Below are 23,924 nucleotides of genomic sequence, written 5' to 3' on the forward strand. Positions count from 1 at the left end.
AAATGGCGCATTCTCCGCCATTATTACCCTGCTGGTGGCCCTCTATTTTATCGGACCCGTTCCGAAGCCACCTGTTGTTACCGGTCCCTTGCCGGCCGTTCCTTCCCAACCTGATAGCCTCGAACATTTTATCGCTGCGGGCGAAAGCCTGCACCACCTGAAGCCCAATAACGAAGCACATATCGTGTGGTACGATTCCCTGCGCCGTAAAACGCCGGTGAGCATCGTTTACCTGCACGGGTTTTCGGCCAGTGAAATGGAGGGCGACCCGGTGCACCGCAACACAGCCCGCCGTTTTGGCGCTAACCTGTACCTGGCACGCCTGGATGGGCACGGTATTGATACGACCGAGCCACTGATGAATATGACAGCTACCGGTCTGCTCCGCGATGCCCGCCAGGCATTGTCTATAGGGCGTGCTTTGGGTGACAGGGTGATCCTGATGGGTTGCTCCACGGGCGGCACGCTGGCACTGACCCTGGCCGCGGAGTTCCCAAACGAGGTGTATGCCGTGGTGAACCTTTCACCGAACATTGCCATTAACGAGCCGATGATTAAAATGGTGAATACACCCTGGGGACTGCAGTTATCCCGTTTGGTGCGTGGCGGCAACTATAACATTTCCCAACCCAAGTACCCGGATCAACCTAAATACTGGTATATGAAATACCGTTTGGAAGCAGTAGTAGAATTACAAAATCTGTTAGATAACACAATGTCTGACAATATGTTCAGGGCGATACATCAACCAGTACTTAATTTGTATTACTATAAAAATGCCCGGGAGCAGGACCCTACCGTAAAAGTATCCGCTATCCCGGAAATGAACGGAGCGCTGGGTACGCCGGCTGCTCAGAAAAGGGCGGTGGCGATGCCGGAAGCCGGGGCGCATGTGATCGGGTCGAGTATTACCTCTAAAGATGTGAAAGGGGTGGAAAGGGAGATCGCAAGGTTTATGACGGAGGTGTTGGGGTTAAAGCAATATAGTGATGTGGAATAGTAGGTGAAGTCCTTATAGTGTTGATAAGCAATCAGTTGTTGTAATGTTGTCCTTGCGCACCGTAACAGCATCTTAGCAGCATCCTTCGCTCATCCTTCGCTCATCCGACGTTAAAACGGCTGTGGCAAAGGGTTTAGCGAAGGATGAGCGAAGGATCAGCGAAAGGAACAGTAAAGATGTAGCTTGTCATACCTTTACCGAAACACCACTGAACCGTCACCGGACCATCACTGAACCATCCGGGGCAGGGTTACTTTTCAGTCAAATTTGTATTAATGATCATACCTGGTATCATTTTTTATTTTAAATTGATCTGAGTAATTTTAGCGGAACAACCCCGTTTATTAATTGGGCCCGATGCCTGTGGACTTATGCTTATGCGCCGTACAAGCACCTTGATTTCTTTCCTGGCCATTTGCGCCTGCCTGTTGGTAGCCGGTCTGCCGACCCGCGCACAGCAGCGCAGAGGGAGAGACACCATTGCAGTACGCGTTGCGATTTACGGCACCGATACGATTCCCTCCATCACCTGGGCATTTTTGAGGTAACGGACCGCCTGCCCAAACGCCTGCGCAAGCAACGCGAAAAGTGGACCCGGTTGCGGAATGCGGTATATGTTACCTACCCGTATGCCCGGCAGGCCTCCCGTATCCTGAAAGACGTAAGTGCGCAGCTGGACAATATGCCGGATAAGAAAAAGCGGAAGGCTTATCTCAAAACCAAGGAAAAGGAACTAAAGGACCAGTTCGGCGATAAACTCGAAAACCTCTCCATTTATCAGGGTAAGGTGCTGATGAAACTCATTCACCGCGAAACCGGCGAAAACTGCTTCGAGATCCTTAAGGAACTGAAGGGCGGGTTCAATGCGCAATTATACCAAACCGTTGCTTTCTTCTTCGGCGGCAACCTCAAAAGCGAGTTCGATAAGAATGATGACCGGGACATTGAGGCGATTGTACAGGAAATTCAGCTCTATAACTACTACAACTAGACTTTTTTAGCTCCCGCATTTTACCCATCTTTGCAAACTATTTGTTGCAACACACGAACCAATATTAATACGCAAAGATGATTAAACTCGATATTCTCGCAATTGCCGCTCACCCGGACGATGTTGAACTGGCCTGTGCCGGTACCTTGCTGGCGCATAATGCGCAGGGGTTAAAGACTGGTATCGTCGACCTGACGCGGGGCGAACTTGGTACCCGTGGTACGCCGGAGACCCGCCAGGAGGAGGCCAGCGCTGCGGCGAAGGTGCTGGGCGTGGAAGTAAGGGAGAACCCGGCGCTGAAGGATGGATTTTTCCGCAACGACACCGAAGAACAACTGGCGATCATTACTGCCATTCGCAAATACCGCCCGGACATCGTACTGGCCAATGCCATCGACGACCGGCACCCTGACCACGGCCGCGCTGCCAAATTGATAGCCGATAGCTGCTTTATGGCTGGTTTACGCCGCATTGAAACGAGCGTGGACGGCGTGGCGCAGGAAGCATGGCGCCCGAAACAGGTATTCCACTTCATACAGGACCGCTATCACGAGCCTGATTTTGTGCTGGATATTACGCCTTACATGGAACAGAAGATCGAGGCGATCAAGTGTTTTAAAACGCAGTTCTGGCCGCCAGCGATAACGAGCCGCAAACCTATATTTCCGGACAGGGATTCTTCGACAGCGTGGTGTACCGCGCCCGGATGCTTGGTAAGATGATCGGTGTGGAGTATGCAGAAGGATATACCTCTCAAAAAATGATTGGCCTCCGAAGTTTCAACGACATGATCAGTAACGTATCCTGATATTTAGCGCGCCTGCAACGTTTGCAGGCGCGCTTCTTTTATATAGATGAGATTGGCATTTTTTTGACTTAACCGGGCTGTTGCATTTATTCCCTTTTTGTAAATGATGTTACCTATGCGCATTCAACCTAAGCATGCTGTTCTGCTTGTTGCCATATTTGCCCTTGCGGCTTTTTCCTGTAAAACAATACTGATTAACCAGGTCGTAAAAGGCTACGCTAAAAAAGCGGGGGAGTCCTTTGCAGGCTTTGAGGTGGAAGACACCTCCGGGAATAAGATCATGCTGGATACTACGGCCGGCAGCGTGTTATATATCGGTTACTGGGCGGTTTGGTGCGGCCCCTGCATCGGCGAAATGCCCGATCATAATAAAATGGCGCAGAAGCTGGAAGGAAAAGACGTGACCTTTGTGAATGTTTGCCTGGGTACGCCCGACGAAAAGGCGAAGTGGCGGCAGTTAGTGCGGGAGAAGCAGTTGCGCGGCCTCAATTACTTCGTGGACCGGGGAGAACCCCGGGTGCTTTGGGCTGGTAATGAAGGATTACCGGCGCATTTGCTGGTAGGTCCGGGCGGAAAGGTGCTCGGAAGCGGATTGGCGCCGGATGAAGGCGGCTGGGTGGCTTATGCGTTGCTGCGTGCGCGGGAAGGATATACTGTAAAGCAATCGTTCAAAGCGTATGCAAAAGATGGGGTGAAGATCGACGATATGAAAAAGTCGGACCCGGACCGCTATTTCACGCTGCTGCACTTCGACCTGGATTCAACATCGGCCGCACGGTTGGAGGCACAGGGGTATTAAGGGATAAATTCCCTATTTTACCAGCGCCTAAACAAACGTCATGAGAATAAAAATCCTTTGTCTGCTGCTGCTGGCGGCAGTTCCCGCATTTTCCCAGAAAGAAGACAAGCAATTATCGGCTAAACTAAAACCCCTGCTGGACGCACATCGGGGCGTAGCGGGCGTGTATGTGCATCATCTTAAGAAAGATAAATTTGTAGCTATTAATGCAGATACCGTTTTCCCGACCGCGAGTATGATCAAAACCACGATCACCGTGGGTGTTTTTGATAAAATAGCCAAAGGGGAGTTGAAGTATGATTCGCTTCTCGAGTACAAAGATTCGCTGCTATACGCCGGCGAAGATATTCTCGGTTCCTTCAAAAGCGGGGAGAAGATCGCCCTGTCTAAAGTAATGATGCTGATGCTCACCATGAGCGACAATACCGCCAGCCTGTGGCTGCAATCCCTGGCCGGTGGCGGCGCCGCCATTAACAGCTGGTTGGAGGAACATGGCTTTGCCGTTACCCGCGTAAATTCGCGTACGCCAGGCCGCCGGGAAAATCAGCAATTGTATGGCTGGGGACAAACCTCGCCCCGGGAAATGGCGCGGCTGATGGAGATGATCTATCGGGGAGCGGTGATTTCGCCCGCAATCAGCGATCGCATTTACCGCAACCTTACCCGCAACTTCTGGGATGGGCAGGGGCTGCAGCAGGTGCCCAATCATGTGCGCACGGCTTCTAAAAACGGGGCGGTGAATGAATCGCGTTCGGAGGTGATTATGGTGAATGCGCCACATGGCGACTATGTATACTGTATTATCACGAAAGATAATAAGGACCAGCGCTGGACTAAAAACAACGAAGCCCTCGTGTTACTGAGGGCTGTAGGCTATACTATCTGGAAACATTATGAAAAGGATGGCAATTGGAGGCCCATCCCCGTTGGGGATCAACTGTAGGAACGTGTTTAAAGGCCCGTTTTGCAGGGTGCTTTACTATACACGTTAAAACTAGATGAAAAGGTCTCTTGTGGCATCGAATTCATCCTGTTTGCCGAGGTTTTTTAACATCGGTATCAAAGCAAGGCCAATCGTGAGCACAACGAAAAGTACATTTCTGATTTTCATATCCTGTCAATTTAATTTCTTACATCATTATAACTAAATATTGTGCCAAAAGGTGAAGGGGTAACATAATTTGAGGGTTATTTTTTACCTGTGTTTTTAAAGATAATGCATGGCGCTGCGGAAGCATCGCTGGTGGCTTCCTCTAAAGATATAAACTATCAATTTTGAAAAAGAAATAGATTTTCTTTATAGTACAAAACATAAAATCGATTTGATTTTAATAAGCGTAAGTAGGACTTTTGCACCCGGATAAAAATCAATAAACCGAGATATAGTATCATGAAAAATGCAGTAGTTTCAGTAGGTGCACAGTTCCCTGAGTTCAAAAAGAAGGCAGTTGTATCCATCGAGAAAGGCAAAGAGTTTTACGACATTTCCTCTGAAGAAATCCGTTCTTCCGGCAAATGGATGGTGATGTTCTGGTGGCCGAAAGATTTCACTTTCGTTTGTCCGACCGAAATCGCTGAATTCAACAATCACTACCAGGACTTCGCAGACCGCGATGCTATCCTGATCGGTGCTTCTACCGACAGCGAATTTGTACACGCTGCATGGAGAAGGGATCATGAAGATCTGCGTGGTCTGAAATTCCCGATGCTGGCCGACACATCCAAATCACTGGCGTCTGAGCTGGGTATCCCGGAAGCGGAAGAAAAATCGCTTACCGCGCTACTTTCATCGTAGACCCGCAAGGTATTGTACGCTGGACTTCTGTTTATGACCTGAATGTAGGCCGTAACGTGAAAGAAGTGATCCGTGTACTGGACGCGCTGCAAACAGACGAGCTGTGCCCCTGCAACTGGCAGAAAGGTGAAGCGACCCTGACAGCTTAATCTTTTTAAAGCCGGTGGGACCTCCACCGGCTTTTCTTCCTCTACTCAACAAATTTCAATAGAAAAATATGTTTGCAACAACTAACCAGGATACCGCTCACCAGCTATTGCAGGTGGTAGGTATGGCCGGTTCCGGTATGCCTGCGCAGCTGGATAAACTGGCGGCTACCGACGCCCGGTACCTGAAAGATCTGAAAATCAACGTAACGAACGCGCTGGATGCCCAAACGCTGACAAAGAAGGAAGCATACCTGATTGGTTTGTCTGTGGCGATGAACGAGAAATTGGGGACTTTACAGGCGGCTTTTGAGAAACTGGCTGCAGAGGCGGGTGCTACCGATAAAGAAGTGGCCGAAGCGATCAGCTGTACTTCGCTGATGAACGCGAACAACGTGTATTACCGTTTCCGTCATTTCGTAAATAAAGAGTTTTACACGAGCGCGCCGGCGGGTATCCGTATGAGCATTATGGCGAACCCGGTACTGGGAAAAGAGTTTTTCGAGCTGTTGAGCCTGGTGGTTTCCGCTTTGAATGGATGTGAAATGTGCGTAACTTCGCACGAAGAAGCTTTATTGAAGCACGGTACGGCGCAGCAGCGCGTGGCTGATGCGGTGAGACTGGGGGCGGTGATAAAGAGTCTTGTAGTGGTGCTGGCGTAAGCTACCACCAGCCATTTTGTAAGTAATTTATGTCTAAACAATATTGCAAAAGTGTCTATTTTATTAGACGGTCAGATTTTTTGTGAATAAATAGAGATTATATAATTTGCTATTTATCCAAAAGATTGCGACATTTGCAGTCCAAAATTTTAAGGAACATGGCAAGAGTATGTCAGGTGACGGGAAAGAAGCCTATTACGGGTCATCACGTATCTTTCTCTAACATCAAAACTAAGAGAAGGTTTCTGCCCAATCTGCAGAAAAAACGCTTTTTCCTCGCCGAAGAGGATCGCTGGATCACATTGAAAGTGTCTGCTGATGCTATCAGAACCATCAACAAGAGAGGTTTGTATGTAGTTGTAAAAGAACTGCGTGCTGCCGGCCAGGAAATCTAGTTTAAAGACCAATTAACATTTATACGAAATGGCAAAGAAAGGTAACAGGGTGCAAGTAATACTGGAATGTACAGAACATAAAACTTCTGGCCAACCCGGTACTTCACGTTACATCACCAACAAGAACAAGAAAAACACTCCGGAGCGTCTGGAGCTGAAAAAGTACAATCCTATTCTGAGGAAAGTAACCGTACACAAAGAAATTAAATAAGGTAGAAACTTTAATTGCCTGGCTGTTAATCGTTTAAGACTACGATTAGCGCTTGACGATTGACAACCTTAACAATTAACGTATTAACTTTTATATAAGATGGCAAAACAAGCTTCAAAGAACTCAAAAGTAAAAGACCTGAAAGCAGCAGCTGAAGCGAAAGTGTGGACTAAAGTGATCAAAGCTGTGCGTTCTCCTAAAACCGGTGCTTATACTTTTAAAGACCAGATTATCCACAAGGATAAAGTTACTGAGTATTTTAACCAGAAGTAATTCGGCTTTACTAATCATACTGCACGAAAGCTGTCCGTTTATGGGACGGCTTTTTGTGTTTTTCCGTTAACCATCAACATTTGAACTAATGGGTTTTTTTAATAAACTCTTTTCGCGTGAAAAGAAAGAAAGCCTGGACCAGGGCTTACAGAAGACGAAAGAGAGTTTTTTAGGCAAGATCGGCCGCGCTATTGCGGGTAAGTCGACCGTAGACGCTGAGGTACTGGATAACCTGGAAGAGGCGCTGGTAAGTGCGGATGTGGGCGTAGAAACCACGGTGAAGATCATCAACCGCATTGAAGAGCGTGTGTCGAAAGATAAATACATGAACACCAGTGAGTTGAACCAGATCTTGCAGAACGAGGTGGCCGCCATGTTGGTAGACGCTCCGGACGCTGGGTTCCGGGATTTTGATACGCCCGCGGATAAGAAACCTTATGTGATCATGGTGGTGGGTGTTAACGGGGTGGGTAAAACCACCACGATCGGTAAACTCGCTTATAATTTTAAGAAAGCCGGTAAATCGGTACTGCTGGGAGCCGCGGATACCTTCCGCGCCGCCGCCGTAGATCAGCTGACCATCTGGAGCGAAAGGGTGGGCGTACCCATCGTGAAGCAGCAAATGGGATCTGACCCCGGTGCGGTTGCTTTCGACACCGTTCAGAGCGGTGTGGCAAAAGGTGCGGACGTGATCATTATTGACACGGCCGGCCGCCTGCATAACAAAATTCACCTGATGGACGAGTTGAGCAAAATCAAAAGGGTGATGAACAAGATTATTCCCGATGCCCCGCACGAAGTATTGCTGGTGCTGGACGGCTCAACCGGACAGAACGCACTGGAACAGGCCCGCCAGTTTACGGCGGCGACCGAAGTGACCTCCTGGCCATTACGAAGCTGGACGGTACGGCCAAAGGCGGTGTAGTGCTGGCCATTGCCAACCAGTTTAAGATCCCGGTGAAATACATCGGTATCGGCGAAAAAATGGAAGACCTGCAGGTGTTTGACCGCGTGGAGTTCGTGGATTCGCTGTTTAGTGTGAAATAGTTTTCAGAATGATATTATTTGGAAGGCTGTCCGGTTCGGGCGGCCTTTTTTGTTGGACGGGTGGTTGCCCGACGGTGCTGAAGGGGAGATGACCGCTTGATAACCAATAAAAATATTACGTGTGCGTTAAAATGATCTATTCCTTAAATTTGGTTATTGCAATATTGTTTCACTCCCATCTATTCCATAAAATTATGCAGATCAGAGAAATTGACCGCGTTTCAGATATCAGCCCGGAAGATTTTAGAAAGAACTACTATGAGCCTAAGCGGCCACTTATCATCACTGGTTTGTCGAACGACTGGGTGGCGAAGAACAAATGGACCTGGGATTACTTCAAATCCATTGTAGGCGACAAAACGGTGGGTGTGTACAATAATACCAGGGCCGGCGCCAGGGTATTGGTAAATGGCGCGGACGATTACATCCGTTTTGGTGATTACCGGACATGATCCAGGCGGGACCGGTGGAGCTGCGTATTTTCCTGTTCAACATTTTTCAGCATGCGCCGCAGCTGGTACAGGATTTCAAATGGCCCGACAATATTATGAAGGGTTTCCTTAAAAAAGTACCCCATGTTGTTCGTAGGCGGGGCGGGGTCGGTGGCCCATATGCACTACGATATTGACCTCAGTCATATTATACACACCCAGTTCGTGGGCCGCAAAAAGGTGTTGTTAATGGATAACAGCCAGTCAGACCTCATTTACCGCATGCCCTTTACCGTGGAAAGTGCCGCCAGCTTCGTGAGGTGGTATGAAAACCACGATACGGAAGGTTTTCCCGCGGTAAAGTACGCCCGAGCCTTTACTACCACGCTGGAGCATGGCGATACGATGTTTATGCCGGCGGGATACTGGCATCATATGGAGTATCTTGAGCCCGGCTTTGCCATGAGCTTGCGGGCGGTGGATGAGACTTTCAGCGGAAAGGTGAATGGTTTATACCATTTGTTGGGCCTGCGAAATATGAATAACCTGCTGATTAAGATGGCGCCCGAGTGGTGGTACCATTATAAACGGCGGATAGCGCACCAGCGGGCGCAGAGGGCCATGTCGAGGTTGGCTTAAGAAATAATTAACTTGGTTTACCAAATTAATCCTTAACTTTGCAACTTCCTCAGCCACACTAGGGCTCATAGTCACATTACAACGGTCAAGTCTGCCGTTTTCGCATTTCGTGTCTGCGTGTCTTCTGTAGTGGTAACGGTAACCAGGAGCTATCCTCCTTACCGGGACTTAAAAACAGCGCTTTTGAAGACGAGAACATTACAAAAAGATAAGGTTAATATTATTACGCTTGGTTGTTCCAAGAATATGGTGGATTCAGAAGTTTTAAGCGGTCAGCTTAAAGCCAATGATATTGACGTAGTGCATGAAAGCGCTAAGAAAGACCACAATATTGTAGTCGTAAATACCTGTGGATTTATTGATAAGGCAAAGGAAGAATCCATTAACACCATTCTTGACCAGGTAGACCTGAAGAAAAAGGGCAAACTGGACAAGGTGTACGTAACCGGCTGTCTCAGCGAGCGTTACCGCGGCGATCTCGAACAGGAGATCCCGGAGGTGGACGCATGGTTTGGAACGATGGAGTTGCCTTTGATTTTGAAGAAGTTTGATGCAGACTACAAAGCCGAGTTGATTGGCGAACGTTTGCTGAGTACACCCTCACACTACGCTTATCTGAAGATAGCCGAAGGTTGTAACCGCACCTGTGCGTTTTGCGCCATCCCGATCATGCGTGGTACACACGTTTCCAAGCCGATTGAAGAATTGGTGGCAGAAGCGGAAAAGCTTGTACGTTCCGGCGTAAAGGAAATTATGCTGATTGCGCAGGAACTGACCTATTACGGTCTGGACCTGTACAAAAAGCGTCGCCTGGCCGATCTGATGAACGCTTTGGCCGATGTGAAAGGTTTGGAGTGGATCCGTTTGCACTATGCTTATCCGACCAAGTTTCCCATGGAAATACTGGAAGTGATGAAGCAGCGCGACAACATCTGCAACTACTGGACATGCCTTTGCAGCACATCGCTGATCCTATGTTGAAGGCGATGAAAAGGCAGATTACACGGGCGGAAATATTGGACCTGGTGAAAGCCATCAGGGCGGAGGTGCCGGGCATTTGCCTGCGTACTACGCTGATTGCGGGTTTCCCGGGCGAAACGCTGGAAGACGTTGAGGACGTGAAGCGGTTTTTAGAGGAAGTGCGTTTTGACAGGGTAGGCGTATTTACCTACAGTCATGAAGAAGGCACGAGCGCCTATGCTTTGGAGGATAATATTCCGGCCGAAGAAAAAGAGCGCCGCGCACAGGATATCATGGAAACGCAACAAGAGATATCACTGGAAAAGAACCAGGAGAAAGTCGGTAAAGTGTTCCGCGTGATCGTGGACAAGAAAGAATCCGGCCGTTACCTGGCACGTACTGAGTTTGATTCGGTAGAGGTAGATAATGAAGTAATCATTAATACCGACAGGAAGCTGAAGCCGGGCGAATTCGTGAACGTGAAGATCACAAAAGCATTTGACTACGACCTGGAAGGAGAGCTCGTTTAGAACGTCCGGGTTGATAATAATCACCAACGGCGTGGAGCCGTTACAATAACAGGCTAAGGAAGCCTGCTTTACACAAGATGACAACATTTGAATCATTAGGGCTGAAGGAGCCCATTTTACAGGCTATTCAGGACCTGGGTTTCGTATCGCCAACTCCCATTCAGGAGAAAGCTATACCGGTTTTGTTAGGCGGAGACAAAGATTTTGTGGGACTGGCGCAAACCGGTACCGGCAAAACCGCCGCTTTTGGCCTGCCCCTGCTGCACCAGCTGGATGTTAAAAACAAATTTCCGCAAGGCCTCGTGCTTTGCCCTACCCGCGAACTGTGTTTGCAGATCGCCAATGACCTTAAAAACTTTTCCAAACACTTAGGCGATATTAATATCGTAGCCGTATACGGTGGCGCCAATATTGGCCTGCAGCTGCGCGAACTGAAAAGAGGCGCGCACATCGTAGTAGCTACTCCCGGCCGTTTGCTGGATATTATTGAGCGTAAGGCGGTGAACTTCGAGCAGGTGCGTTATGCCGTACTGGACGAAGCGGATGAAATGCTGAACATGGGCTTCCAGGAAGACATCAACAGCATCCTGTCCAACACGCCCGATGAGAAAACCACTGGTTGTTCTCTGCGACCATGCCGGCTGAAGTACGCCGCATCGCCCAGAAATACATGGAAGATCCGTTCGAATTGACCGTTGGCGGTAAAAACACCGGTAACGTGAACATCGAACACGAATACTATGTGGTTCGTCCCCGCGAAAAGTACGCTGCACTGAAACGTATCGTGGATTTCAACCCTGAAATTTTCGGTATCGTATTTACCCGCACCAAGATCGAATCGCAGGAAATTGCGGAATCGCTGATCAAAGACGGTTACAATGCAGATGCCCTGCACGGCGACCTTACCCAGCAACAGCGCGATAAAGTGATGAAACGCTTCCGCGAAAAATCACTGCAGGTGCTGGTAGCAACCGACGTAGCGGCCCGTGGTATTGACGTGGATAACGTGACGCACGTAATCAACTACGAACTGCCTGATGACGTAGAGAACTACACACACCGTAGCGGTCGTACCGCGAGGGCTGGTCGTTCCGGCGTTTCCATCGCGATCATCACCGGTCGTGATACCGGTAAAATCCGCCAGATCGAACGCGTAATCGGTAAAAAATTCATTAAGGCGGAAGTGCCCGATGGATTTGCTGTTTGCGAAAAACAACTGTTCGGCCTTGTTCACCGCGTACACAATGTGGTGGTAAACGAAGAGCAGATCGATCCTTATATGGAGCGTATCAACGAGGAGTTTAAAGATATGAGCAAAGAGGAACTGATCAAAAGGTTCGCTTCGCTGGAATTTAACGAGTTCCTCGAATACTACCAGGATGCTCCGGACCTGAACGCCAAAGACGACCGTCGTGTTGCCGGCGACAGCCACAGCATGAGAAGCGGTGGTGGTAAATTCACACGCTTGTTCATCAACCTGGGATCTGTGGATGATTTTACCCGTGGTGATATGCTGCGTTTCCTGTGCGATAGCACCGGCATCCGTGGAAATAAGATCGGCCGCATCGACCTGAAAGGCGTTTATTCCTTCTTTGAAGTAGAAAGCGACGAAGTAAGCAAGGTGTACGAAAGCTTCAAAAAACTGGATTATAACGGTCGTACCGTGCGCATTGAAATGTCGCAAGACAGCAACGGTGGCGGCGGTGAGAAGCGTAAATTCGGTGGTGGCAACCGTTCCGAAAGCGGCGGTTTCCGTAAAGGCTGGCAGAGCGGCGAAGGTTCCGGCAGCCGTGGTTTCCGCGAAAAACGGGAGTACGGCTCACGCCCTGCTTTCAAAGGCAAAAAAGCATAATTTTTTATAAGATCGGATTGGCTCCGTGTTTGCTAAGGTTTTGTTACCGATGGCAGGCACGGAGTTTTTTTATGCTATGCTTTAAGGTGAATTTTCTATCTTGTATCAAACCCAATCCAAACACCTCATGGCGACAGCAAAAAGAAGGCGGCGGCCGAAGATCAGGTAACACCGGCAACTGGCAAAAAAGCCTCCCCTAAAAAGGCGGCGGCGAAGAAAGAGACGACTCCGGCTTCGGAAGAGGGAACGACTGCTGCTCCTAAAAAGGCTGCTGCGCCTAAGAAGGCTGCTGCGGACAGCGAATCGACATCCAAAGTGGGAAAGAAAAAGACAACATTGGATGACACGAACGCGAGCGTGGGCAAGGCTGTTACCGGAAGTAAGGCTGCATCGAAGAAGGCGGCAGATAAAGGAGACACGACTGCGAAAGTGGGGAAGAAGTCGGCCGCGCCGAAGAAGGCTGCTGCCGGGGGACAGGGCGTCTTCAAAAAAGCAATTACAGAACATGCAGAACCTCATTCCGCATTGGCAGAACAACCAGATACATTCCGCGAGCTGGGTGCCGTAGAAGCCTTCACGCTCTTTTCCGCAAAAGATATAGAACTGTTCCAGGCAGGCCGCCACTATGGCCTGTACGAGAAATTCGGGTCCCACGCCGTTACTTACGAAGGCGTGGCCGGTACCTACTTTGCCGTTTGGGCGCCATCAGCCGCATTCGTATCGGTAGTGGGCGAGTTCAATAACTGGACGCCACATACCCATACGCTGTTGCCGCGCTGGGACAAATCCGGCATCTGGGAAGGTTTTATTCCCGACGTTAAACAAGGACAACTCTATAAGTACTTCATTCGCGCCGAATCCGGAGAGGAACTCTGGAAAGGCGACCCCTTTGCCCGTTTCTGGGAAGTACGCCCGAAAACGGCTTCCATTACCCACGAATCATCTTATAAATGGAAGGATAAGAAGTGGATGGATGGCCGTATCAAAAAGAACAGCCTGAAAAGTCCGTACTCCGTGTACGAACTGCATCTCGGCTCCTGGCGCAAGCCCGATCCCAACGAAGCCGAAGTGTTTTACGCTTACGGCGAAATTGCGGAGAAACTGGTGCCTTACGTAAAAGACCTCGGTTTTACCCATATTGAGCTGATGCCTATAAGCGAACATCCATTCGATGGTTCGTGGGGATACCAGCAAACCGGTTATTATGCGCCTACATCGCGTTATGGTACTCCGGAAGAGTTTATGGCCTTTGTAGACGCCTTTCACCAGGCAGGCATTGGTGTGATACTCGACTGGGTGGCATCACACTTTCCATACGATGATCATGGCCTGTTCCGGTTCGACGGCTCGCATGTGTACGAGTATGCAGACATGCGCAAGGGGTATCATCCCGACTGGAACAGCTACGTGTTTAATTACGCCCGCGCGGAGGTGCGGTCGTTCCTGGGAAGTAACGCCATTTACTGGCTCGATAAATTTCATGTGGACGGGCTGCGTGTAGATGCAGTGGCGTCTATGATCCATCTTAACTACTCCAGGAAGGAAGGTACCTGGGAGCCGAATGAGAACGGCGGTCCCGAAAACCGGAGGCCATCACCTTCCTGAAAGAGCTGAACCAGGAAGTGTATAGCCGCTTCCCGGACGTGCAGACCATCGCCGAAGAATCCACGAACTTCTATGGCGTTTCGCGCCCGGCGTTCATGGGAGGTTTAGGTTTTGGCATGAAGTGGATGATGGGTTGGATGAACGATACGCTCGACTATTTCAAAAAAGATCCTTACTACCGCAAATATTACCAGGACCATTTCACTTTTAGCCTGATGTATGCATATAGCGAAAACTTTATGCTGCCATTGAGCCATGATGAAGTAGTGCACGGGAAATCGCCGCTTATCTACAAAATGCCGGGCGATGACTGGCAGAAATGTGCGAACCTTCGTTTATTGTATGCGTATATGTTTACGCATCCCGGGACGAAGCTGCTGTTTATGGGCGGAGAATTTGGACAAACAACGGAATGGAATTATAAATCTGAACTGAACTGGGAACTGCTGGAACACAAAACACATCGTGGTATCCTCGGAGTTTGTGAAAGACCTGAATCACCTGTATACCGGTCAGCCTGCGCTGTACGAAAAGCAATTTGACGTAACGGGCTTTGAATGGATCAGTGTAAATGACCGCGACAACAGCGTGTTGGTATATGCGCGGAAAGGGGAAGATGAAAAGGACGTGATCCTAGTCGTGTTGAACATGACCCCAGTAGCGCGTGAAGACTACGCCATCGGCGTATCGGCCGCAGGCCTGGAAAGAAGTGCTGAACAGCGATGCGGCACAGTATTTTGGCAGTGGCGTGGTGAACACGGAGTTAATTAAATCTTACAAAGAGGAGTATAACGGTAAGCCGTACACGATAAAATTACGTGTGCCGCCATTAGGCGCAACGGTATTGAAATTGCAACCGTAAAGTTGATGAAAACGCCTCGCCTTTAGCGGGGCGTTTTTTTTGCTGCTGCAACTCTTCCGTGGTTTTGGAACAACAATTGCGGTATTTTCCGTAAAAACCTGAAAACCATGGGCAACCTGCTTTATCTCATCGCTATCGTATTGGTGCTGTTGTGGGTGTTTGGCTACTTCTTTGAAGGCTTCGGACATCCGGGAGCACTCATCCACATCTTATTGGTTATTGCCGTTATCGCTGTTTTGCTAAGAATCATAAGACGGGCTTAAGCAATTGTAAATGAGCATAATTTGAATAGATATTTGTGATCAATGAACCATATCTTTTATCCATTACAGGAAAACTGAAAAAAAAGTTGTCGGTTTGTTAAACCTTTCCCTTTTTGCCTGATCTAACGTACGCGTAATGGTTGTATTGCTGTGCAATAACTTGCAGCAAACCACCGTTTTACAGGCACTATTTAACCATAACTTTAGTTGCTAGTTTTTTAATTGATTTAAGTATTCCTAATCTTAAAACCTTGGCATTTATGAAAAACTTCGTGCGCAGGATAGGTGCGTCCGTACTGGCCGTGACGGCACTATCCATGATCATCTGGTCTTGTTCCAAAGACGATTCAGCTTCCGGCGGAAGCGTAGGCGCCAACCAGCAACGTTTACAAGTTTACCTCACAGACGATCCCGGCCTGTTTGACCCGGTATTTATCGACATCCGCAGCGTGGAAGTGCTCGTGGATACCTGCGGCAGTAATGATGACGACGACAACCGTTGGGACAAACACTCCCGCTGCTGGTGGGACGATGGTCGCTTTGACCGCAAAGACACCTGTAAAGTATGGGACACCCTCGGCATCCGCGCCGGTGTGTACGACATCCTGAGTTTCCGTAATGGCGTAGATACCTTATTCGCAACAGGTCTTGTTCCGAAAGGCACCGTGAAAAAATCCGTATCACTATCGGTAATAATAATTCCCTGGTGAAAGACAGCATCAGCTATCCGCTGAAAACGCTGACCGGCGAAACTAAACTGATCGTAAACGTCCGCGGCGATGAGTGGGAGGAATACACCCCCGATCAATTGCGCCTGTGGCTCGACTTCGATGTTAGCCGTTCTATCGTGGAAGTAAGGAGGGGCTCCTTCGTCCTCAAACCTTACATCCTGGTATGGACGCCGAAAATTACGGGCAGCCTGTCCGGCAGAGTAACACCATCCGACGCATACCCTGTGGTTACTGTATGGAACACTTCGGACACGCTCTACGCACTGCCCACCAAACGTGGCGAATTTAAAATACGCGGTCTGAAAGAAGGATCCTATAGCCTGTTCGTTAATGCGGGCAATGGTTATAAAGATACCACGCTTACCGGCATCGAAATAAAACGTAACAAGGAAACTAAAGTGCCGGAGATTAAACTCCATAAATAATTCCAATTAGCAAAGACAACCATCAACGCGGGGCCGGTTTGTTAATCCAGACCGGCCCTGTCTGTTGTTTTTTGCCATAATCTTTCTAAATTGTATCAAAATCCTATCCGATGAAAAAACTCTTGGTGACCCTGGCGCTTTTGGGAGCAGTGCTCAGTGCAGTGGCGCAGGATAAAATTAACCAGTACGACGCGAAGAAACAGAAGCAGGGGCCCTGGTCTGAAAATATGCCTGAACTGCGGGGCGAGCCCGGCTACATTTGGGAAGGCGTGTACAAAAGCGGCCGTAAAGAGGGCGTTTGGATCAAGTACAGCACCGGCGGTACCAAACTCGCCGAAGAAACGTACAAAAACAATGTACTGAACGGCCCCGCTAAGTATTATTTCAATAACGGCAAACTGATGTCATCCGGCAGTTTTGTCGCCACGGATATTGATGGCCAGGTAGATACGATCCGCGTGATCGATGCCGCCACCAACGAAGAAAAGGATGTTGTGATCACCCGGCAGGGCAATCCCGTAATGCACGGCGCCTGGAGGGTATTTGATGAAGAAACGAATAAATACATCACGCAATATTACCAGATGGGAGAGATGGCAGAAGCGCCTGCAGACACATCGCAGCAGCAAAAGGCCGCTCCGGCTAAAAGCAGCGCACTGCCGCATGAAATGAAAAGCGGGGCGCCTAAAAAGAAAAAGCAGTAAGGCAAAATACTTAACCCCGCAGGGTTGTTTTAAAGATAAACGGTTGTGGGTGGCGAATCCAAGCGCTTAGCCACGACGTAAATTAGATCGCGTACTACACGGCCAATGTCGGGTAGTTTGTTATATTGAACCAAGTTGCCAATTTATAGACACCAGATTTAGTTTAAGATTTATTAATCCCCGCACTACAACTTTGTTACATGAGCGTCAAACAGATTTTCCAGGCCGTAGGCAAACACATGGACCAGGTCAGCTCAGTGGGCATCCCCGCAAGTTTGTCAAAAGAAGAAGCAAGACGAAAAAAGGTGATCAGCACATTGGCTTATATCACAATGTATCTCGTTGCTATCTATGGTACTATATTTTTCATTTTTACGCATGATTGGTTAATTCTGCTGCCTGCGTGGGGCTTTGCCGGCATTTTTGCGTTATTGCTGTGGGCGGGCCGCCAACAAATGTTCGGACTGGCGCGCCTGGGGCTGATCTTTACTTTTTGTTGATCCTGATTTATTATGGTATTAGCCTTGGCAGGTCTGCCGATGCACAGGTACTCGCCATATTTATTATGAGCATTACAGTATTAACAAGCGATCCGGAAGATGGTTTCAGGCAACGCATTTTTGCGGTGTCAGTTGCTGCACTGGGAATCGGGATCGTAGAGGTAGCTTATTACTTTAATTGGACTTTTTCGGTTATAAAGCGGATTTAAAGGAACCGGTTAGTTTTGTGTACCGGGTGCTGATCATCGCAGTCGTAGTAGCACTTAATTTTATAGCGATTCACCTCTACCAGGACAGTGTGGAAAAACTCCTTGTGGTACTTCGCAACCGCAACAACACCCTGCGCAAAAGCCGCGATGAAAACCAGCGCCAGAAGAAGCAATTGCAGGCGCATGGCGATAAGCTGGCCAAAGATGTGGAGGAACGTACGGCGGAGCTGCATCGCGCCAATGAATCCAAGTCTATTTTTATTGTTGAATTGGGGAACGAAATCAGTAGTCCCCTGAATGCCATTATCGATATCAGCCGGCAGTTGTCGGCATCTGCCAGTGGAGGGCATATTACGCCACAACAGTTACAGGTGATACAGTCGAACAGCGACCAGCTGCAACAACTGATGCGGAACGTGCGGCAATTATCCGAGCTGGAAGAAGGTGGTCAGGGGCCATTAAAGCTGGCGCCATTTGAGCTGCGGGCATGGGTGGAACATGCCGTTGGGTTTTACAGCGTGTCTGCCAAATCGCATCAAATCACCATTTTAAAAGAAATTGACAACCGCTTCCCCGATACGATCGTTACTGACCGGGATGTGCTGGGAGATGTGGTGCATCACGTATTGTCCAGCGCGGTAAAATTTACGGAAGCGCGCAAAATAGTAAGGGTAAGGTGTTTCATGAATGCCGGCAAATTATTTATCCAGGTATGTGACCAGAGCACAGGCTTTGCGATGGATAAAATCGGTTCCTTATTCCGCCCGTTTGACCAGGCCGATCGTGAGCTGTGTCGCAGGTTTGGCGGCAGCGGTTTCGGTCTGGCGGTGGCAAAAAGAAAATTCAACTGTTAGGAGGCGACCTGCAGATCAGCAGTTCGGTGGGTGAGGGTACCAACTTCCTTATCAGCTGGCCGGCAAAAGTTCCGGAAAGAATTGAAGCATAAACAGACAAGGAAGCCGTAAGCAACTTCCTTATCTGTTATGCTTATATGGTCAATTGACGCGCTGGTAAAGTATCCTGTCAAACCGTTGCTGGCAGGTGCGGAAGTACAGCGTTACAAGTAGTATTGCGAACAGTGCTGTTCCGATCGCATAAAGGTGCGGGAAGTACAACACGAGCGCGAGCAGTATTACCAGCATGCGACTATATTCCAGGTAAAAAATCCATTTACGTTGCTCGAGAATGGCGCCGGTATTTACCAGGCTGATAAGGATGAATAACACAGAGAGTGCTGCCAGGCCGCCGGGAATGATCTTCTCAAAAAGCACGACAAAAAATAATAGTATAATACTGATCGAAGTTTGCAACACGATATAGATGCGCTGAAACCGCGTATTCTTCGCTTTCTCCGGCGCAAAAAGCCACTTTTGCTCCAGCTCCGGCCGTATCCCCGGATCAATATCATCCGGCTTGCCGAAAATAACGATCCACTTCGCTTTAAAACCCTTTGCCCGCCGGAAGGCTGTCAGCAATTCCAGCATAAAATGGAACTGCTGCCACAGGAAACTGTAGCTTTTCAGCGGTGTGGTAAGGCCGTACACACATTTTACATCGTCCTTTTCTTTTACAAACGTGCCGAACAGTTGATCCCAGATGATAAACACATCGCCGTAGTTTTTGTCGAGGTATTCTTCGTTGGACGAATGATGCACGCGGTGGTGCGAAGGCGTCACCATAAAGTGTTCCGGGATGCCCAGCTTGCCGATGGTTTGTGTATGGATAAAGAAAGGGTAAAGGCCATGCACCAGCAGCAGTGAAGTGATCATCGCAGGTGGAAACCCGATAAACGGCAATACGGCCCAAAACAACGACCGGAGTGCCGCCTGGAACACAGTGATGCGGGCAGACACGGTATAGTTAAAGTCCTCGCTCTGGTGGTGCACCACATGCGCCGCCCACAAAATATTTACCTCATGCGCCAGCCTGTGATACCAGTACCAGATAAAGTCCGTAAACAACAATAACGCCAGCCATGTGGCCCAGTGCGGTTTGATATTAAACAGGGCGAATTGATCATGAATGTAAACGAAGAAGAAGTAGAATACGCCAGTGGTGAACACATCCAGCAGCCGTTCGGCAATGCCAACATTAATGTTGGCCACAGACTCGGCGAACTGGAAATAATTTTTACCCGTCTTCCTGGATAGCAGGTATTCCAGCCCCATGAACAATAAAAAGCCTATGATCGCAAAGGCGAGCAGGTTAAGTTTCATTAGTCTATAGGATTTGTAGACAAATATAAAAGAAATCAAAAAGAAACAAAATATTATTTGATGGCAATAAAAAACGGGCGCCGCCTGGCGCCCGTTCGTATAACCGTATGTGTTATTGCTTATTTGATGATGATCTCCTCGAACTTTCTTTCCAACAGCAGTTCTATCACGCCATTTTTCACATCGGCAGCTTTCAGCGGATGGCTTACGCCGTCGATAATAAATTCTTTCGCAGTAAAGGGTATACCATGTATAAACACGTGGTGGTGGCGGTAACTGGCTTCATATCTCCCAACAAACTTCTTTTTCAACCTGAAGAGTTTTTTCTCAGAAGATTGTTTAAAACGTACAAGGTTGTATTGCCCGTTTTTATAACCGTAATGGTCGCCGGCATCCTCGTACAAAATGCTGTGCGTTACGCCTTCGCCGTAGTACACGTGCAAAATCATTTCTTCAAACTCTTTTTCACCCACGTATTGCATGGGAGGGTAGTGCGTTACTACCGCGCCGGCTTTTACGAAAAGCGGCATTTCATCGATCGGTGTTTCGATGTTGATGAGTTGTTTGCCTTCAAAATGCCTGTCGTCGAAGTAGTAATACCAGTTGCCTTCGGGCAGGTATACTTCTTTTTCCTGCAGTCCCGCTTCGTGCACGTGGCTGATGAGCAGGGAGTCGCCCATCATAAACTCGTGGTTACGGTTATGCGTGTTCACATCCTTTTGCGCTACGAAAGCAAGTGGACGCAACATCGGGGTGCCATAGGCCGCGTATTGCCAGAAAGTGGTATACAGGTAAGGCAGCAAGCTATAACGGAGTTCGATAAATTTTTTAATGATGGCTTCATACGCTTCGCCGAAACTCCGGGGATCCTGGTCAAAATTGGTTTCGTTGCTGGCGCTGTGCGTACGCATCAGCGGGTGGAAAGTGCCCAGCTGAATCCAGCGGGTATACAGTTCGCCGTCCGGCTCCCCGATAAAACCGCCAATGTCGCTGCCGGCAAAGGACAATCCGGATACTGACAAGCGCTGGCATTGAACAGAAGCCAGCCACAGGTGTTCCCAGGTAGAGCAGTTATCGCCCGTCCACACAGAGCTCCAGCGTTGTGTGCCGGAATAGGCGGAACGTGTGATTACAAAGGGTCTGCGCGGCATCAGGTGACGCTTTAAACCCGCAGCCGTGGCCTTACTCATCAGGTGTCCGTAAATGTTGTGTGCTTTACGGTGGCTCACGTTTTCACCATCGTAATCGTGGCGTACATCCTCGGGGAAGGAGCCGATTTCGAATACAGCAGGTTCGTTCATATCGTTCCATACCCCACGGACACCGGTTTCGGTTAATCCGCGGAACAGTCCCGCCCACCAGTCGCGCACTTTGGGATCGGTGAAATCGGGGAATACGCATTTGCCGGGCCATACGTCACCTTCCATGGGGGCGCCGTCGGCACGTTTACACGCATAGTCGTTTTTAATCAGTTCTGGTATATTTCGTAATCGGGATCGGATTTAATACCCGGGTCGATGATCACGACCACCTTATAACCATCATCGGATAAGCCTTTGACGAATTTTTGCGGTTCGGGGAAACCTTCCTGGCTCCGGTGAAGCAGCGGAAGCCTTCCATGTAGTCGATATCGAGGTACAGCGCATCGCAGGGAATCTGGCGTTTGCGGAACTGGTCGGCTATTTCCCGCACTTTTGTATCGGGATAGTAGCTCCAGCGGCACTGGTGGTAACCCAACGCCCACAGCGGCGGAAGTTCGGCCGCACCGGTGATGCGGGTATATGCTTCGGCCACCTGCATCAGCTCGGGACCATAGATAAAATAGTAATTCATTTCGCCGCCTCTTGCCCAGAAGCTGCTCACATCATCGCGCTCTTTTCCAAAATCGAACAGGGTGCGGAAGGTGTTATCGAAGAAGATGCCATACCCAATGCCATGGTGCAAACCATAATAAAAGGGAATGTTGCGGTACAACGGATCGGTATCCTTGATATACCCGTAAGCATCGGTGGCGTAGTTCTCTACACGTTTACCGCGGAGGTTTAGTTCCGTCGGCTTATCACCAAGGCCGTAAAAACACTCATCATCCTGAATTAATGGTGCAGTAGACGATTTTGCCGCCCTTTTTCAGGTAGTACTGCCAGTGGAAGCCCATTTCATCCTGGTTGATGATGCGACCGTCCAGGTCAGTAATGGTGATGCGCATATTGTCGCGGGCAATGTACACCCGTACAGCGGAAGTATATATTTCAAAAGTTTCTTCCCATTCTTTAATGCCGAAATCTACGGGTGATTCTTCCAGTTTTTCGCTGATGGCGTAAGAGAAGTCGCGCTGGAATTTACCATCCGCAGCATACCTGAAGCGGATGATTTTGTCCGAAACCACCCTGATTTCCAGGATTGTTTCTGTTGTATAGAAATAAAAATAGTTTCCTTCTTTTTTCCATGACTTGATCAGGTCAGGGTAGTGCTTCACTGAGTATTTACCTGATGAGGTAGTAATTTGCATAATTCACATTTTCTAAAGTCCCGGCATCAATAATGATACATATTACGGGCTAAATTAATAAAAATCTGTGTCGCAACCCGTTTTCGCCGGTATGTCGACCGCTTACACCGGTCATTCCTGAACTAAAATACAGTATTGGCGAGGTTTGAGCAAGAAATCTGCCATCAAAAATTTAACTTGAATGAGTACTTTTGCTTTAACCTGGAATGCCCTATCCAGGCGGCCCTTTATCATTTATTGTTGTTTTGACAATAAAGCCGCAATGCGGCCACCACTACCGGCCAGGTATACTTTTTCACCTTTCTTCGCTTTGCGGGCCACGTGATAACCTTCTTTCGAAATATTATGCCAATGTATGCCGCCATCTTCGGAAATATCGGTACCGGAAGTGCCTGTAGCAATGAGCAGCTGGGGGCGGATATACTCTACGCAGGATCGGAAGCCGAAGGGCGGGGTAACCGGCGCATCCCAGGTGGCGCCACCGTCTTTTGTGAAGTAACAATTATTAGTGCGTAAGGTATCTTTTTGATAATCACCGCCTACGGCAATGCCCCTACGATCATTGGAAAATGCGATGGAAAAGGCGCCGGTGCTGCTTTCGCCCTGGATGAGCGGGGTGGGGCGCACCTGCCAGCTGTGGCCGTCGAACATGAATAACCGCGAAGCCGCGCCGCCGGATACCAAAGCGAATGATTTGCCGCCCAGGGTGCGGATCGTGGTGCCGCTGGCCGCAAAGCTGGCCTCGCCCTCTTTACTGCCGGGGTTTTAACGGCAAAAGGTTGCCACGACTGGCCGCCATCGCTGGTGTGAAGGAGGGAGAACGTACCATTTAGCGGATCGCCAACGGCAATACCTTCTTTATCGTTCCAGAAATCCAGCCCGTCGTAGAAAATACCTTTAGTTGCATCGAAATGTACTTTTTGCCGGGAATCACCACCATTATTGGTGAGGAAGATGTGAGCGGGCTCGCCGGCATTGATAATAACGGCCCGGGTAGCGGAAAAGGCTTCAATATCGCGCCAGTCGCAGGAGTCGCAACCGCTTACGCTCGACCATTTCCAGGTTTTGCCGCCATCTATACTGCGGCCGGTCATGCCCTGGGTGCCCGACACCCATAAAACCGAGTCGTTTACCACGCTCAGGCCGCGGATGCTGCTCATGGGCGCTTTGGTTAGCGGCGTTATGGCAAAATCGGACTGGCCTTTTGTTTGCAGTACACACATCAACATCAACAGAAAAAGTAAGGGATACCCGCTTTCATATAGTATATAAGTGGTTAGTGATAAGAAAAATACGAAAACATTCGAAAGTGTACCACAGATTTATATATTTGCAATCTACCTAACTCCTGGCTCATCGTG

At 48.9% G+C, this 23,924-nt stretch carries 32 protein-coding genes and 3 pseudogenes; 28 read left to right on the forward strand and 7 right to left on the reverse strand.

What is annotated here, in order from left to right:
• Positions 1 to 34: 34 nt before the first annotated feature.
• The 18 genes and pseudogenes from MKQ70_RS05945 to MKQ70_RS06030 all read left to right on the forward strand — a co-directional run bounded on the left by MKQ70_RS05945 (position 35) and on the right by MKQ70_RS06030 (position 12,539).
• A complete protein-coding gene (locus MKQ70_RS05945) occupies positions 35 to 1,000 on the forward strand; it encodes an alpha/beta hydrolase (protein WP_248069191.1) in 966 nt (321 codons plus the stop codon).
• A gap of 377 nt (positions 1,001 to 1,377) precedes the next feature.
• Positions 1,378 to 1,548, forward strand: a complete 171-nt coding sequence (locus tag MKQ70_RS05950; protein ID WP_248069193.1) for a hypothetical protein — start codon at positions 1,378 to 1,380, stop codon at positions 1,546 to 1,548.
• A 50-nt stretch (positions 1,549 to 1,598) separates the two neighbouring features.
• On the forward strand, positions 1,599 to 1,991 hold the full coding sequence (locus MKQ70_RS05955; RefSeq protein WP_248069195.1) for a DUF4294 domain-containing protein: 393 nt from the start codon (positions 1,599 to 1,601) through the stop codon (positions 1,989 to 1,991).
• Between the two features lie 77 nt (positions 1,992 to 2,068).
• Complete coding sequence (bshB1, locus tag MKQ70_RS05960; RefSeq protein WP_248069196.1) at positions 2,069 to 2,713, forward strand: bacillithiol biosynthesis deacetylase BshB1; 645 nt, start codon at positions 2,069 to 2,071, stop codon at positions 2,711 to 2,713.
• A 201-nt stretch (positions 2,714 to 2,914) separates the two neighbouring features.
• The gene (locus MKQ70_RS05965; protein WP_248069198.1) at positions 2,915 to 3,598 is read left to right on the forward strand and encodes a TlpA family protein disulfide reductase; all 684 of its coding nucleotides are present in this window, start codon (positions 2,915 to 2,917) and stop codon (positions 3,596 to 3,598) included.
• Between the two features lie 40 nt (positions 3,599 to 3,638).
• Positions 3,639 to 4,541 (forward strand): serine hydrolase, encoded by a 903-nt coding sequence (locus MKQ70_RS05970; RefSeq protein ID WP_248069200.1) that lies wholly within the window; start codon positions 3,639 to 3,641, stop codon positions 4,539 to 4,541.
• 447 nt (positions 4,542 to 4,988) lie between these two features.
• Positions 4,989 to 5,393: a redoxin domain-containing protein gene (locus MKQ70_RS05975; RefSeq protein ID WP_248069202.1), complete on the forward strand. Its 405-nt coding sequence runs from the start codon at positions 4,989 to 4,991 to the stop codon at positions 5,391 to 5,393.
• A gap of 217 nt (positions 5,394 to 5,610) precedes the next feature.
• The gene (locus MKQ70_RS05980; protein WP_248069204.1) at positions 5,611 to 6,201 is read left to right on the forward strand and encodes a carboxymuconolactone decarboxylase family protein; all 591 of its coding nucleotides are present in this window, start codon (positions 5,611 to 5,613) and stop codon (positions 6,199 to 6,201) included.
• A gap of 158 nt (positions 6,202 to 6,359) precedes the next feature.
• Entirely contained in the window at positions 6,360 to 6,596 is a 237-nt protein-coding gene (rpmB, locus tag MKQ70_RS05985; protein WP_248069206.1) for a 50S ribosomal protein L28, read from the forward strand.
• A gap of 28 nt (positions 6,597 to 6,624) precedes the next feature.
• Positions 6,625 to 6,807, forward strand: a complete 183-nt coding sequence (gene rpmG / locus MKQ70_RS05990) for a 50S ribosomal protein L33 (protein WP_149837928.1) — start codon at positions 6,625 to 6,627, stop codon at positions 6,805 to 6,807.
• A gap of 99 nt (positions 6,808 to 6,906) precedes the next feature.
• A complete protein-coding gene (locus tag MKQ70_RS05995) occupies positions 6,907 to 7,080 on the forward strand; it encodes a DUF4295 family protein (protein ID WP_248069209.1) in 174 nt (57 codons plus the stop codon).
• 88 nt (positions 7,081 to 7,168) lie between these two features.
• Positions 7,169 to 8,127, forward strand: a pseudogene (ftsY, locus tag MKQ70_RS06000) (signal recognition particle-docking protein FtsY).
• A gap of 194 nt (positions 8,128 to 8,321) precedes the next feature.
• A complete protein-coding gene (locus tag MKQ70_RS06005) occupies positions 8,322 to 8,579 on the forward strand; it encodes a cupin-like domain-containing protein (RefSeq protein ID WP_248069212.1) in 258 nt (85 codons plus the stop codon).
• 123 nt (positions 8,580 to 8,702) lie between these two features.
• Complete coding sequence (locus tag MKQ70_RS06010) at positions 8,703 to 9,197, forward strand: cupin-like domain-containing protein (protein WP_248069215.1); 495 nt, start codon at positions 8,703 to 8,705, stop codon at positions 9,195 to 9,197.
• Positions 9,198 to 9,380: 183 nt separating this feature from the next.
• On the forward strand, positions 9,381 to 10,178 hold the full coding sequence (locus MKQ70_RS06015; protein ID WP_248069218.1) for a radical SAM protein: 798 nt from the start codon (positions 9,381 to 9,383) through the stop codon (positions 10,176 to 10,178).
• Positions 10,179 to 10,183: 5 nt separating this feature from the next.
• Positions 10,184 to 10,687: a TRAM domain-containing protein gene (locus MKQ70_RS06020; RefSeq protein WP_248069221.1), complete on the forward strand. Its 504-nt coding sequence runs from the start codon at positions 10,184 to 10,186 to the stop codon at positions 10,685 to 10,687.
• A 77-nt stretch (positions 10,688 to 10,764) separates the two neighbouring features.
• Positions 10,765 to 11,379, forward strand: a complete 615-nt coding sequence (locus MKQ70_RS06025) for a DEAD/DEAH box helicase (protein WP_248069223.1) — start codon at positions 10,765 to 10,767, stop codon at positions 11,377 to 11,379.
• Positions 11,307 to 12,539 (forward strand): DEAD/DEAH box helicase, encoded by a 1,233-nt coding sequence (locus MKQ70_RS06030; protein ID WP_248069224.1) that lies wholly within the window; start codon positions 11,307 to 11,309, stop codon positions 12,537 to 12,539. Before MKQ70_RS06025 ends, MKQ70_RS06030 begins: the two co-directional genes overlap by 73 nt.
• A 161-nt stretch (positions 12,540 to 12,700) precedes the next feature.
• Here MKQ70_RS06030 and MKQ70_RS06035 read toward each other — a convergent pair whose 3' ends face one another.
• Entirely contained in the window at positions 12,701 to 12,886 is a 186-nt protein-coding gene (locus tag MKQ70_RS06035; RefSeq protein ID WP_248069226.1) for a hypothetical protein, read from the reverse strand.
• On the opposite strand from MKQ70_RS06035, the gene MKQ70_RS06040 reads away from it, so the two are divergent.
• The 10 genes and pseudogenes from MKQ70_RS06040 to MKQ70_RS40975 all read left to right on the forward strand — a co-directional run bounded on the left by MKQ70_RS06040 (position 12,876) and on the right by MKQ70_RS40975 (position 18,692).
• On the forward strand, positions 12,876 to 14,144 hold the full coding sequence (locus MKQ70_RS06040) for an alpha-amylase family glycosyl hydrolase (RefSeq protein WP_248069227.1): 1,269 nt from the start codon (positions 12,876 to 12,878) through the stop codon (positions 14,142 to 14,144). The two genes, MKQ70_RS06035 and MKQ70_RS06040, sit on opposite strands and share 11 nt — an antisense overlap.
• 17 nt (positions 14,145 to 14,161) lie before the next feature.
• A complete protein-coding gene (locus tag MKQ70_RS06045) occupies positions 14,162 to 14,686 on the forward strand; it encodes an alpha-amylase family protein (protein WP_248069229.1) in 525 nt (174 codons plus the stop codon).
• A gap of 46 nt (positions 14,687 to 14,732) precedes the next feature.
• Positions 14,733 to 15,006: pseudogene (locus MKQ70_RS06050) on the forward strand (alpha amylase C-terminal domain-containing protein).
• Positions 15,007 to 15,113: 107 nt separating this feature from the next.
• Entirely contained in the window at positions 15,114 to 15,269 is a 156-nt protein-coding gene (locus tag MKQ70_RS06055) for a lmo0937 family membrane protein (protein WP_248069231.1), read from the forward strand.
• Positions 15,270 to 15,529: 260 nt separating this feature from the next.
• The gene (locus tag MKQ70_RS06060; RefSeq protein ID WP_248069233.1) at positions 15,530 to 15,979 is read left to right on the forward strand and encodes a DUF4382 domain-containing protein; all 450 of its coding nucleotides are present in this window, start codon (positions 15,530 to 15,532) and stop codon (positions 15,977 to 15,979) included.
• Positions 15,976 to 16,425 (forward strand): DUF4382 domain-containing protein, encoded by a 450-nt coding sequence (locus MKQ70_RS06065; protein ID WP_248069235.1) that lies wholly within the window; start codon positions 15,976 to 15,978, stop codon positions 16,423 to 16,425. Before MKQ70_RS06060 ends, MKQ70_RS06065 begins: the two co-directional genes overlap by 4 nt.
• Before the next feature lie 110 nt (positions 16,426 to 16,535).
• The gene (locus MKQ70_RS06070) at positions 16,536 to 17,129 is read left to right on the forward strand and encodes a toxin-antitoxin system YwqK family antitoxin (protein WP_248069237.1); all 594 of its coding nucleotides are present in this window, start codon (positions 16,536 to 16,538) and stop codon (positions 17,127 to 17,129) included.
• A 239-nt stretch (positions 17,130 to 17,368) separates the two neighbouring features.
• Positions 17,369 to 17,629 (forward strand): hypothetical protein, encoded by a 261-nt coding sequence (locus tag MKQ70_RS06075; protein ID WP_248069239.1) that lies wholly within the window; start codon positions 17,369 to 17,371, stop codon positions 17,627 to 17,629.
• A complete protein-coding gene (locus MKQ70_RS06080; RefSeq protein ID WP_248069241.1) occupies positions 17,623 to 17,838 on the forward strand; it encodes a hypothetical protein in 216 nt (71 codons plus the stop codon). Before MKQ70_RS06075 ends, MKQ70_RS06080 begins: the two co-directional genes overlap by 7 nt.
• Positions 17,839 to 17,855: 17 nt before the next feature.
• The gene (locus tag MKQ70_RS40975) at positions 17,856 to 18,692 is read left to right on the forward strand and encodes a sensor histidine kinase (RefSeq protein ID WP_248069243.1); all 837 of its coding nucleotides are present in this window, start codon (positions 17,856 to 17,858) and stop codon (positions 18,690 to 18,692) included.
• Between the two features lie 141 nt (positions 18,693 to 18,833).
• On the opposite strand, the gene MKQ70_RS06090 is transcribed toward MKQ70_RS40975, so the two are convergent.
• The 6 genes and pseudogenes from MKQ70_RS06090 to MKQ70_RS06115 form a co-directional block, all read right to left on the reverse strand.
• A complete protein-coding gene (locus MKQ70_RS06090) occupies positions 18,834 to 20,054 on the reverse strand; it encodes a sterol desaturase family protein (protein ID WP_248069245.1) in 1,221 nt (406 codons plus the stop codon).
• A gap of 119 nt (positions 20,055 to 20,173) precedes the next feature.
• A complete protein-coding gene (locus MKQ70_RS42010; protein ID WP_372490093.1) occupies positions 20,174 to 20,803 on the reverse strand; it encodes a DUF5110 domain-containing protein in 630 nt (209 codons plus the stop codon).
• A 93-nt stretch (positions 20,804 to 20,896) separates the two neighbouring features.
• Positions 20,897 to 22,148, reverse strand: a pseudogene (locus tag MKQ70_RS42015) (glycoside hydrolase family 31 protein); the annotation flags it as partial.
• A complete protein-coding gene (locus MKQ70_RS06105) occupies positions 22,138 to 22,563 on the reverse strand; it encodes a DUF4968 domain-containing protein (protein WP_248069246.1) in 426 nt (141 codons plus the stop codon). The gene MKQ70_RS06105 and the pseudogene MKQ70_RS42015, both read right to left, overlap by 11 nt.
• Positions 22,564 to 22,797: 234 nt before the next feature.
• Positions 22,798 to 23,190 carry a WD40/YVTN/BNR-like repeat-containing protein gene (locus tag MKQ70_RS06110; protein ID WP_248069247.1) on the reverse strand — a complete coding sequence of 131 codons (393 nt, stop codon included), beginning with the start codon at positions 23,188 to 23,190 and terminating at the stop codon, positions 22,798 to 22,800.
• A complete protein-coding gene (locus MKQ70_RS06115; RefSeq protein ID WP_248069248.1) occupies positions 23,103 to 23,792 on the reverse strand; it encodes a WD40/YVTN/BNR-like repeat-containing protein in 690 nt (229 codons plus the stop codon). The genes MKQ70_RS06110 and MKQ70_RS06115 overlap by 88 nt, the downstream gene beginning before the upstream one ends.
• Between the last annotated feature and the right edge of the window lie 132 nt (positions 23,793 to 23,924).

The sequence above is a fragment of the Chitinophaga sedimenti genome (assembly GCF_023156195.1).
GTDB lineage: Bacteria > Bacteroidota > Bacteroidia > Chitinophagales > Chitinophagaceae > Chitinophaga > Chitinophaga sedimenti.